The organism is Nocardia sp. NPDC059229 (genome assembly GCF_042754165.1).
GTDB lineage: Bacteria > Actinomycetota > Actinomycetes > Mycobacteriales > Mycobacteriaceae > Nocardia.
In genome coordinates, this window is record NZ_JBHZAK010000007.1 from 305802 (window position 1) to 317205 (window position 11404).

At 71.0% G+C, this 11404-nt stretch carries 9 protein-coding genes and 1 tRNA gene; 3 read left to right on the top strand and 7 right to left on the bottom strand.

The window, feature by feature from the left end; genetic code table 11:
* The first annotated feature begins 53 nt into the window (after nt 1-53).
* A tRNA-Leu gene (locus tag ACFXHE_RS18915) sits at nt 54-139 on the top strand.
* 835 nt (nt 140-974) lie between these two features.
* On the opposite strand, the gene ACFXHE_RS18920 is transcribed toward ACFXHE_RS18915, so the two are convergent.
* The gene (locus tag ACFXHE_RS18920) at nt 975-2027 is read right to left on the bottom strand and encodes a stage II sporulation protein M (protein WP_379384615.1); all 1053 of its coding nucleotides are present in this window, start codon (nt 2025-2027) and stop codon (nt 975-977) included.
* Between the two features lie 74 nt (nt 2028-2101).
* Here ACFXHE_RS18920 and ACFXHE_RS18925 point away from each other — a divergent pair, with 74 nt between their 5' ends.
* Entirely contained in the window at nt 2102-2902 is an 801-nt protein-coding gene (locus tag ACFXHE_RS18925; RefSeq protein WP_379384617.1) for an RDD family protein, read from the top strand.
* On the opposite strand, the gene ACFXHE_RS18930 is transcribed toward ACFXHE_RS18925, so the two are convergent.
* The 5 genes from ACFXHE_RS18930 to ACFXHE_RS18950 all read right to left on the bottom strand — a co-directional run bounded on the left by ACFXHE_RS18930 (nt 2880) and on the right by ACFXHE_RS18950 (nt 7788).
* Entirely contained in the window at nt 2880-4175 is a 1296-nt protein-coding gene (locus tag ACFXHE_RS18930; RefSeq protein WP_379384619.1) for a DUF58 domain-containing protein, read from the bottom strand. The genes ACFXHE_RS18925 and ACFXHE_RS18930 overlap by 23 nt on opposite strands.
* Before the next feature lie 3 nt (nt 4176-4178).
* Nucleotides 4179-5198, bottom strand: coding sequence for an AAA family ATPase (locus ACFXHE_RS18935; protein WP_379384620.1), 1020 nt, complete (start codon nt 5196-5198; stop codon nt 4179-4181).
* Nucleotides 5174-6268, bottom strand: a complete 1095-nt coding sequence (locus ACFXHE_RS18940; RefSeq protein WP_379384622.1) for a DUF4129 domain-containing protein — start codon at nt 6266-6268, stop codon at nt 5174-5176. The genes ACFXHE_RS18935 and ACFXHE_RS18940 overlap by 25 nt, the downstream gene beginning before the upstream one ends.
* On the bottom strand, nt 6265-7140 hold the full coding sequence (locus ACFXHE_RS18945) for a hypothetical protein (RefSeq protein ID WP_379384624.1): 876 nt from the start codon (nt 7138-7140) through the stop codon (nt 6265-6267). Before ACFXHE_RS18945 ends, ACFXHE_RS18940 begins: the two co-directional genes overlap by 4 nt.
* A gap of 75 nt (nt 7141-7215) precedes the next feature.
* Nucleotides 7216-7788: a TetR/AcrR family transcriptional regulator gene (locus ACFXHE_RS18950; protein ID WP_379384626.1), complete on the bottom strand. Its 573-nt coding sequence runs from the start codon at nt 7786-7788 to the stop codon at nt 7216-7218.
* 77 nt (nt 7789-7865) lie between these two features.
* On the opposite strand from ACFXHE_RS18950, the gene ACFXHE_RS18955 reads away from it, so the two are divergent.
* A complete protein-coding gene (locus ACFXHE_RS18955; protein ID WP_379384628.1) occupies nt 7866-9434 on the top strand; it encodes an MFS transporter in 1569 nt (522 codons plus the stop codon).
* Between the two features lie 71 nt (nt 9435-9505).
* Here the strand turns inward: ACFXHE_RS18955 and ACFXHE_RS18960 are convergent, their stop codons facing one another.
* A complete protein-coding gene (locus ACFXHE_RS18960) occupies nt 9506-11353 on the bottom strand; it encodes a DUF4407 domain-containing protein (protein ID WP_379384630.1) in 1848 nt (615 codons plus the stop codon).
* Nucleotides 11354-11404 lie beyond the last annotated feature (51 nt).

Sequence of the window (11404 nt, forward strand, 5' to 3'; positions counted from 1 at the left end):
CCAGGCGATTTCGTTTTGGTGCAGACCCCGTGATACGTTTCTTCCCGTCGCTCGGGCGAGTGGCGGAATGGCAGACGCGCTGGCTTCAGGTGCCAGTGTCCGTAAGGACGTGGGGGTTCAAGTCCCCCCTCGCCCACCACGAGGAAGGCCCTCGATCCGAATCGGATCGGGGGCCTTCTTCTATGTCCGGGTTCAGCTGTGTCCGGGTTCAGCTGTGTCCGGGTTCGGCGTCCTGCCGTCCGGTTCGGCGTCCGGGCGGGGAGTGCGATGTCGGATCGGCATGAGTGTGGCGCCCGGTGCCGGCTCGCGCGGGCGGGGTCGCGGCGCGAATCCGCACGGTGTCGGTTCCGCTCAGCGAGACTCGAAAAGCCGCTGGTCACAACGGATGTGACGAAGATCGCACACCCTGTTCGGGGTTACCCGCCGGAGGCGTTGCCAGGGGGCGTTTCGGGGCCTTCGCGAGGGCGAAAATCGTTTGCCGGAAGATGCCGAGTTGGGTATGCGCCCGATTACGGTCCAGTTATGCCTGATGATCATTTAGCGAAAGCCATTCGAAACAAACTTGAGGTTTGTTTGACCTTGTGTGATCGGTGGGCAATCGGCCTGATCTGGGGAAAAACGCCAGCTTAACGGGGGTTGAATCGATGGTGAGCGGAAAATTTTCGAGTTTTTGGCAAACCAACGGACGGGGTTCGAAACGCATCGCGCGCCAGGGTTCGAAAGGGGTCTCGAAACGCGACCGCGGGGATAGTTTCGGACCCCTCCGCAGACCGCCCGCAAAGCGTATGCCGAGAATTAGCGATCTTGTCGGGTTGTCTACTGGGAAAGGGTGTTTCGCCTGGTCGCCTTATGCGTCCGGTGGGCAAGTCGGAGGTTGCGTAGCCATAACGATTGTGTAGAGTCATCGGCAACGCTGGCCGCAGCTGAGCCGGACTCGCTGCGGCCAGTGGAAATCAATCCGAACGGTGCCGCGACTACGAAGTCGCCACTCCTGCAACCGGTTCCGGACCCTTCTCGATCGAATAGCCCGTGATGTGCTCCGGGTGATCGCTCGCTGCCCGCTCCAACCGCAGGCGCTCCTGCTCCCGCACCGCACCGCGGCCACGCCCGAATACATAAGCCAGGAAACCGAGTTCGGCCAGCGCCCCGATGCCGACCCGGGCCGCCGTGGGCAGTCCGCTGGGTGTGACGAAGCCCTCGAGGAAACCCGACACCAGCAGCACGCCCACCAGCCCGAGCGCGATCACCGCGGTCGCCCGGCCCTGCCGTGCCAGCGCCTGCGGGCGGCTCTCCCGGCCCGGATCGATCAGCGTCCAGCCCAGCTTCAGACCCGCCCCGCCGGCCACGAAAATGGCTGTGAGCTCCAGCATTCCGTGCGGCAGGATCCAGCCGAAGAACGGGCCCAGCCGCCCCGCCCCCGCCATCAGCCCGGCACTGATACCGAGGTTCAAGGCGTTCATGGACAACAGATAGACGGCGGGCAGGATGAGCACCCCGAGAAAGAGCGCCATGGCCGACACCCACGCGTTGTTGGTCCACACCTTGGCGGCGAAGGCGTCGTGCGAGTGCTCGTAGTAGTAGGTCTCGAATTCGCCACCGGGGCGCGTCAAGGCATCTGTATCCGTGTCCAGGCCGAGATGCCGGCGCGCGGCCTCCGACCTGGCCACCCACGCGGCCAGCCCCGCCGACCCGAGCAGGAACACCGTCGCGACCGACAGCCACCAGGGCCGAGCCCGGTACACGGCGGCCGGGAACCGGTGCGTGAAGAAGTAGGCGATCTCCCGCGGCGTGTCGAAGCGGGCGCTCAGTATCCGGCCCCGCGCTCGGGTCAGCACCGCCGACAGCCCGGCAATGAGGTCCGGATCCGCCTCCCTGGTCTGCAGGCGGGCCAGCTGCTGCGACGCCAGCCGATACAGCCGCACCAACTCGTCGGCCTCCGCGCCGGTGAGCCGCCTGCTCCGGGAGGCCAGCCGATCCAGCCGATCCCAGGAGGGCCTGTGCACAAAGGTGTAGGCGTCCAGATCCATGAGTACCCCTCCTGCGCCGACGCTGACAGAATGCTATCCATCGCGATCCCACGGGGCGGAGGAAGACGACCCTCATGGCACTGTTCACCACCGGCGAAGCCGTGGCCGTCGAGCTGCCGATTGCGCGGATCCCCACGCGGGCCGCGGCCTTCCTGCTCGACCTGCTGCTGCAGGCCGTGATCGGAACGGTGCTGGCGCTGCTGTTCGAGGCGCTGCTGGTGTGGATCGGCGCCGACTCCGCGTGGCGCGACGCCGCCGTGCTGGTGGCCATGGTGAGCGCGCTGATCGGGTATCCCGTGCTGTTCGAGACGTTTTCGCGCGGGCGCTCGGTGGGGAAGATGGCGGTCGGGCTGCGCGTGGTGCGCGCCGACGGCGGGCCCATCGACTTCCGGCACGCGGTCACCCGCGGACTGGCGGGGATCGTCGACTTCTGGATCATGGGCACCGGGCTGATCGCCGTCGTGGTGTCGCTGTGCTCGCCCCAGGCCCGGCGGGTCGGGGACGTGCTGGCGGGCACCGTCGTGGTGCACGACCGCAGCCGGCTGCCCTTCGCCGCGCTGGCCGCGCCGCCGCCCTGGCTGGCGGGCTGGGCGCGGCAGCTCGATTTGTCCGGTCTCTCCGATGAATTGGCGCTGTCGACGCGTCGGTACCTGTTGCGGTTCCGCACCCTGACCCCGGAGGTCCAGGACCGGTTGGGCCGCACCCTGGTCATCGCGGTGTGCACGAGCCTGCGCACGCCGCCGCCGAACGGCTATCCGCCGCTGCAGATCCTGGGCGCGGTGTTGGCCGAGCGGCAGCGGCGGGCCATCCCGCCGCCGCCCTTCGTGCGGCAGTACCCGACGGCCGTGCCGGCTACAGCGCTCCGGTCCGCTTGAGTTCCAGGTATTCGTCGGCCAGCGCCTCCGGCAGCCGGTCGGGTGCATCGGCGATGACCCGGACACCCATGCGGCGCAGCGTCTCCCGGGCCACCGCGTGCTCGGCGATGACATTCTCGGCGGCGGCCGCGGCGTAGAGGTCGTCCGGGCCGGAGCGGCGGGTGGCGGCGGCCGCCACCTCCGGATCGGTCACCGCGACCACCAGCACCCGATGCCGCTCGGTCAGCACCGGCAGCACCGGTAGCAGGCCCTCCTGCACGGTGGCGGCGTCGAGATGAGTGAACCACACCACCAGGCTGCGGCGGCGGGCGCGCTGCAGCGTCGCGCGCAGCACGCCCTGATAGTCGGTGTCGACCAGTTCGGGCGTGAGCCCGGCGAGCGCGTGCATGAGCTTGATCTGCAAGCGCTTTCCGCCGATGCCGCGCACCTCGGTGCGTAGCCGGCGGTCGTAGGCCAGCAGATCCACCGAGTCGCCGCCGGAGGCGGCCAGCCCGCCCAGCAGCAGGGCCGCCTCGATGGTGGCGTCCAGGCGGGTGCCGTCGCCGACCCGGCCGGCGCTCACCCGCCCGGTGTCCAGCAGCATGACCACGTGCCGGTTGCGTTCCGGACGCCAGGTGCGCACCAGCACGTCATTGGCGCGGGCGGTGGCGCGCCAGTCGATGGTGCGCACGTCGTCGCCCGCGACATACTCACGGAACGAATCGAATTCGGTGCCCTGCCCGCGAATCGTGGTGGTGTTGCGGCCCTCCAGATGCTGCAGCTGCCGGACCTTGGAGGCCAGCAGCCGCTCACTGCGGAACGGCGGCAGCGCGCGCAGCCGGGCCGGGACCTCGCGCCGCACCTGGCGGCCGGCCATGCCCAGCGGGCCCAGCAGACGCAGCGTCACCGGGCCGGCCACCCGGTCGCCGTGATAGTCCGGCGTCAGCTCGGTGTGCAGCCGAATCCTGGTGTTGGGCGGCAGGTTCAGGGCGTGGGTGCGATGGCGGGCGTGCGCGCTGGGCGGCCAGTCGTCCCACAGGGTGCCGCGCACCGGCCAGGCGCCGCCGTTGAGCACCGCCAGCTCCACGTCGATGCTGCGACCGGTGCGCACCGTCGTGACGGGGGCCCGCGAAAGCTCCAGCGCGCCCGGCGATCCCAGCAGCAGCAGATCGGCCGCGATCAGCCCGATCAGCGCCAGGGTGGCGAGCAGCACACCGAGCCACGAGGGCAGCGCCAGCGTGACGAACAGGGCCGCGAGCACCGCCGCGGCGGCCAGCCGGCCGGTGACGACCACGGCCTACACCGGAACGGGGACGGACATCAGCAGCGAGGCCAGCACGCCCTCGGCGGTGACGCCCTCCACCTCGTGCTCGGGCCGCAGGTGCAGCCGATGCCGGAGCACCGTCGTCGCAACGGCTTTCACATCGTCGGGCGTCACATAGGCGCGCCCGTTCAGCCAGGCGAAGGCCCGCGCGGCTGCCATCAGCGCGGTCGCGCCGCGGGTGGATGCGCCGTGCGCCACGGCCGGGGAGGTGCGGGTGGCCCGGCACAGGTCAACGGTGTACGCCAGCACCTCGGGGCTGATGGCCACCTGTGCGACGGCGGCCCGGGCGGCCGCGAGGTGCGCGGGACCGGCCACCGGGCGCAGCCCGGCGGCGTTCAGATCCCGCGGGTCGAAGCCCGCCGCATGCCGCTGCAGGATGCGGAATTCGTCATCGCGCCCGGGCAATTGGACGTCCACCTTGAACAGGAACCGGTCCAGCTGCGCCTCCGGCAGCGGATAGGTGCCCTCCTGCTCGATCGGATTCTGGGTGGCGACCACCACGAACGGATCCGGCAGCGGCTGCGGCACGCCGTCCACCGAAACCTGGCGCTCCTCCATGGATTCCAGCAGCGCCGACTGCGTCTTCGGCGGGGTGCGGTTGATCTCGTCGGCCAGCAGCAGGTTGGTGAACACCGGGCCGCGGCGGAAGGTGAACTCGGCCGAGTGCGGATCGTAGATCTGCGATCCGGTCACATCGCCCGGCATCAGGTCGGGGGTGAACTGGATGCGGGAGTGCTCCAGATCCAGCGCCGTGGCCAGGGCGCGCACCAGCAGCGTCTTGGCCACGCCCGGAACGCCTTCCAGCAGTACGTGGCCGCGGCACAGCAGCGCCAGCACCAGGAACATGACGGCGTGGTCGTTGCCGACCACCGCCTTGCCGATCTCGGCGCGCAGCGCCAGCAGCGCCTGCTGGGCGTCCTGGGCGGTGGGCGCGTGGTTGGTGTCCACGACGTCCTGGGAGAGTTCGGTCACAAGACCTCCGCTTCGATCCATTCGAGTTGTGCGGCCACGAGTTCCAGGGCGACCCGATCGGCGACCGGGTCGTACAGGGCGGCGCGGATGACGGCCGGGTCCGCGCCGGTGCGGACCGTGATGGACCCGACCACCAGTTCCGCCGGGGTGTCGGCGGTGACGCCGAGCGCGGGCCGCAGCCGGCGCAGCGACGCTGCCCGCAGTTTCGCGGCCACGTGCTCGTGATCGCGGGACTTCCGGTACAGCCCGGCCTGTCCGGCGAGCAGCTCGTGGGCCGGGGCCTCCACCGGCAGCGGTTCGCGCACGATGGCGCCGCGGCGGCGGCCGCGCCACCACAGCACGGCGACCCAGGCGATGAGGAACTGCAGACCGCCGAAGGCCAGCCGGCCCGGCAGCTGCTGGAAGATGGAGTCGCTGCCCGCGCCGAAGTTCGGCGGCGGCACGTCCGGCCGGTTGGGCGGCGGCGGATTCGACGGTGGCGACGGCGCGTGGGTCGGCGGCGGGGTCGACGGCCCGGACCCGGCATGGGTGAGCGCGTACACCAGCACCGCGACCGCCAGCACGGCCACGACCGCGGCCCAGAAGCGCCAATCCTTCAGCAGCTGCGGCAGTTCCGCGCGCTCACGGTCCTTCTTCTCCTTGGCGACCTTGGTCTTACGGGTCCGGCGCCGCTCGGTGATCTCGGCCGGGCCGGCCTTGGGCGGCGGCGCGGTCGAGTACCGGTCGGCCTGTTCCAGCTGCCGGTACTCCGCCTCGGTGGCGTAGCGGCCGCCATAGACGACCTCGTCGAAACTGTGTGCCGCCGAGGGCAGTTCGCCCGCGTCCGGGACCGCCGCGGTGGCGGCCCGCGCGGTTTCCCGTGCCGTGCGCGCCCGCTCCTCGTCGAGGATGCCGTGCTGCTCCAGCCCGCGGGTGACGGCGCGGTACCGCTCGCGCAGCGCGGCACCGAAATCGCCGCGCCGGGCGGCCTCCTCGGCCGCGGCCAGGTGCGCGGCGGCCGGACCCAGGGCGGGCTCGGGCGGGGCCGCGCCGACGAGATTCGGCGCGGCACCGGCGATCTCCGGCCCGGTCGCCCGGTCGGTCCCGGTCATCGGCCGCTCCCGTCGGGCACCCGGATGTCCCAGGCCTCGCGGCGGCAACGCCGGTCGACGTAGGTGACGACCTGCGTCGAGGACTCGACCAGCTCCGCGACCGCCACGATGAGCAGGGTGGCGGTGATGATCAGCACCGTCACCGTCCAGCGCCGGGTGCCGGAGAACTGTGCGGTGAACTGCGGCAGCGCCAGCAGCGGCACCACCAGCACGAGCAGCAGCCCGCGCAGGTACAGCCACAGCCCGACCAGCTGCCATTCCGTCCCGCGCGCAAGCAGTTTCGCGCGTCGCGCCGCCGCGCCGTAGGTGGCCGACTGATCGAAGATGGTGGGCACCAGCGTGAATCGCCGCCCGCGCAGCCAGGCCAGCCAGATCACCGCGGGCGGCACGGTGAACAGCAGCGGAGTGCCGACGGCCAGCACGCCGATACCGATGAGCGTGTACATCACCTGATAGCCGAGTAGCGGACCGGCTTCCGCGGCCAGTCGCCGCAGCGCCCCGCGCCAGGTCGCCGGCCTGCGGTACACGACCGCCAACCCGATCGGCACGGTCACCCCGCGGACGAACAAGCGGACCGACCAGGCGCACAGCAGGGTGACCAGCACCGCGCCCCAGAGGGTGCCGCGGTCGGAATTCCCGCTGGCGACGGCCGCGAGCACCGTGCCCGCCACGGCCACCACCGAGGCGACCAGCACCGCGACGCCGAGCAGGCCCGCCAGGGTCTTGATCCGCGCCTGGATCAGGGCGAACGGGAGGTCGAGGAGTTCACGGAACTGCATCGGGCGAATCGGCACAACCACCGGTTCGGTAGAAGTCGGTTCCCCCACCGAGCCGGTCGGCGAACCGACGGAGTCGGCGGCGGTCGGCAACACGCGGCCGAGTCTATCCGGACCAGCGTCTTCGGTCGCCCGATGCGCGTCCGGGCGGCGAACTTCGCACCCCGGGTGTCAGGCGGTGGGTGTGCCGGTCTCCAGCAGCCGGGCCACGACCCGGCGGTAGAGCCCGGGTTCGATCGGCGGCAGGCCCAGCAGGGCTCGCAGATAGACGCCGTCGCCGACCAGGCGCACGATCTCGGCCCGCACCGGATCCTCGATCTCGTTGTCCAGGGCCGTCTTCCAGGACCCCATCACCTCGGTGAGGGCCCGGTCGGTCTCCGCCTGCGCGGCGTCCTGCGGCGCGTCGACGCTCCGCATGGCGGCCAGCATCGATCGGTACAGGGCGAGCTCGACGGCGTCGGTGTCGTCCTCGGGATGCGGAGCCTGCAGATACCACTCGGCCACCGAGCGCCCCTGTGCCACCGCGGCTCTCACCTGCTGATCGGCCCGGTCGGTGACGCGGCGGAGCAGTCCGGCGAGCAGTGCGTCCTTGCTCTTGAAGTGATAGAGCAGCCCGCCCTTGGAGACGCCCGCGGTGGCGGCCACATTGTCCAGGGTCACCTGGGACAGGCCCTTGTCGAGCAGCAGGGTTTCGAGCGCGTCGAGGATCCGGTCGCGGGTGCCGGCGGGATCGCGTGTGGTCACGACAATTGACTGTACCGTCTGGACGGTTCAGAGTGCTACTGTACCGTCTGGACGGTTCACCACAAGAGAGAAAGCTCATGAGCACCCACGCGACCGCACGTTCCGGAACTCCCGCGACCATCGACCGGCAGCCCACCGCCGCGCCGCCGAAGGCCCGGCCCAGGGATTGGGCCGGGCTCGGCGTTCTCGCGCTCGCGCTGTTGCTGATCTCCGTCGACGCCACCGTGCTCGACCTGGCGGTCCCGGCGATCAGCGCGCACCTCGCGCCCACCACGCCGCAGCTGCTGTGGATCATCGACGTCTACTCGTTCGTACTCGCGGGCCTGCTGGTCACCATGGGCACCGTCGGCGACCGCATCGGCCGCCGCCGCCTGCTGCTCATCGGCGCGGCCGGCTTCGCCCTGGCCTCGGCCGTCGCGGCCTGGGCGGTCACCCCCGAGATGCTCATCGCCGCACGGGTTCTGCAGGGTGTCGCCGGTGCGACCCTGATGCCCGCCACGCTGGGCCTGATCCGGTCCATGTTCGCCGACGCCCGCCAGCGCACCCTCGCCATCTCGGTCTGGGGCGCCATGGCCGCCTCCGGCGCGGCCTTCGGCCCACTGCTGGGTGGCTGGATGCTCGAACACTTCTGGTGGGGCTCGGTCTTCCTGGTGAACCTGCCGGTCATGGCGCTGCTGCTGGTCCTGGCCCCGGTCCTGGTACCGGAGTCGCGCGACCCCAACCCCGGCCGTTTCGATCTGATCAGCGCCGGTCTGTCCATGCTGGCCCTGATCCCGATCGTGTACGCGGTCAAGGAGTTCGCGGCCCACGGCCCGAGCCTGAACCTGCTGATCAGCGCCGGTGTCGGCGTGGTCGCCGGCGTGGTGTTCGTGCGCCGGCAGCGCGGCCTGCCCGCCCCGCTCATCGACCTGGACCTGTTCCGGCTGCCGGCTTTCCGGGCCGCGGTGTTCACCAACCTGCTGTCGGTGTTCGCGCTGGCCGGCGTGCTGTTCTTCGGCTCGCAGTACCTGCAGCTGGTGCTCGGCAAGTCGCCGCTGGCGGCCGGTCTGCTGCTCATTCCGGGCACCATCGGCTCCATGCTGGGCGCGCTGGCCGCGGCCTGGCTGGTCCGCTACTGGCGTGCGGCGACGGTGCTCGCGGGCTCGCTGGTGACCGTCGCGATCGGCGCGGGCCTCTACTGGCTGCTGCCCACCGATCCCTCGGGCTCGGTGACCCCGTTCATCGTCGGGTTCCTGCTGATCGGCCTGGGTGAGGGTGTAGCCCTGACCGTCTCGGCCGACATGATCGTCAGCACCGCGCCCGAGGCGCGCGCCGGTAATGCCGCCGCCATCTCGGAGACGGCGATGGAGATGGGCATCGCCCTCGGCGTCGCCGTGCTGGGCAGTGCCGTCATGGCGGCCTTCCGTCACGGTCTGGACCTGACGCACGTCCCGTCCGGCCAGGCGGACGCGGCCCGCGAGTCGCTGGGCGGCGCGATCGAAACCGCCCGCGCCCTACCGCAACCCGCGGCCGGGGAACTGCTGACCTCGGCGCACTCCGCCTTCGTCAGCGGCATCCACCTGGCGGCCACCTCCACGGCGGCCATCCTGGTCCTGACCGCTGTCGTCGCCTACCGCTCGGCGACGCGGAAGTCCCCGGCGGCGTGATCGAAAGGCTGTGGCCCGGATGTTTCCGTGTTCAACGTGAAACATTCCGGGCCACAGTGGGTTTCGAAAGGCTACTCCCGGCCCCTGCCCGGCGGCAGTTCGCGCGGGCTGCGGTAGTCGAGTTCGGGGTTGCGGCGTGCCGCCAGCGCATCGTGCTGCGCACCCGAGGGCAGGGGATAGCCGGGGTCCGCCACCTGGCCCTGGGGGAGGGCCGAGTAGGAGGGGTACTGGGCGTAGGGCTGATCCACCACGCTCGCGGCCACCCGCTGGGCATGCACCTGCTGCGGGGCACCCTGCGGGAGGTAGCCGTACTGCGGCTGGGCGTAGGCCTGCTGGTGCTGCTGCGCCGAATCCTGGGAATCCACCGTCACCTTGCGCGTGCGGCGCAGCGTGAAGGTGATCTCCTCCGCCTCCTCGAACGCCTGACGCACGGTGCGCAGCGGGTGGGTGGCGGTGTCGATGGCATTGGCCACGAAGGACGGCACCAGCGGACGGATCCAGCGGGCGGCGGTGTCGGTGAACGGCACCGTCCCGATGATCGGAAGTTCCAGCCCCCCGCCCTTGTTCGCGGGCTGCGCGACCGGCACCGCGGGGACGAGTGCCCCACCCTGCGGTGCGGGGGCCAGGGCCCCGGAGGTGAGCTGGGCGGGCAGGTTCGGCGACTGTGTCACGATCCCCTCCTGGGACACGGTGCTGTCCTTTCGATCCCCGGCCGGGCCGGCGGGGAGTTCATGTCTGGTGGCATTGTCGAATTCGGCGATCGCGCGCTGGGCGGGTTCGGTGATGCCGATCTCGAAATTGCCGATGGCGGCGATGATGCGGGTGCGCTGCCGTTCCCGGTCGATGGCGGTTTCGGCATGTGCGGCCAGCCGCGCGGCGGTGAGTTGTTGTTCGGCGCGCAGGCTCTCGGTCTCCACGCGCACCTCGGCCTGTTTGACGGCGATGGCGGTGGCGGCGGCCTGGTCTATGCGGTCGGTGGCGGTACGGACCGCGACGGTGCGGTCGAACGCCGTCTCACCCCGCCACCACCGCAGCAGCAGCGGCAGCAGGGCCAGCACGATCATGAGCACGGACACGGCGAGCCGCAAGACGAACGGCCCGAAATGTCCGGTGGTGTAGTCGTTCATGGCCACCCAGCGCGCCCCGAGCCCGCGGTCGCCGTCGGTGTAGGCGGCCTTGCGGGCCGTCGCGAGGGCCCTGTCCGTCTCGGTGACCTTGGCGTCGAGCCCGTCGACCTTGCCCTGCGCCGCGCTGAGCTGGTTGCGGGCGTCGTCGAGCATCTGGTTGGCGGTGCGCTCCTCGGGACCGCGCCCGGGCACGCGGGTGATCATGTTCTGCGGGCAGTCCGCCCCCGGGTTGAATTCGCAGCGCGCGATGATCAGCGCATTGGTGACGTCGTTCTGCGCCTTGGTGATCTGCTGGTCCAGCGCGGTGCGATCGGTCCGGGCCTGCTCCAGCTCGGTGCGTGCGGTGACCACGGCGGGCGCGGATTCCACTGCGTGCTGGGCGGATTCGTCGAGCAGCCGGTTCACGGTGCCGGAGAACAGGATGGTGCAGGCCAATTCGGCGACCACCACCCCGGCGAGCACTGCCACCGCGATGCGGCCGCCGAATTCGGCTACCGCTCGGCGATTCTCCCGGCGATCGGGTGTGGCGGCGGTGGCCAGCGCCCGGGCGACGGCCCCCATCAGTACGGTCGCGATGAGCGCGACCGCCACGATGGCGATGACCGGCCAGCGCGCCGCTCCCGTCGCGGCGGCCGTGACGGCGCCCGCGGTGCCCGCGAACAGCGCCACCACGGCGCCGGTGACGGTGTAGCCGCCGCGCTCGGGCCCGTCGGTGAGCTGCGGTTGTGCGCCGCCCAGCCAGACCAGCAAGGCGCCGAGCCCGGCGGACCTGGGGACATGGTGAACGGTCATGGGAGTTCACATCCTCTGAGTCCCGGGTGATTCGGCTTCTCGAAACCGTCG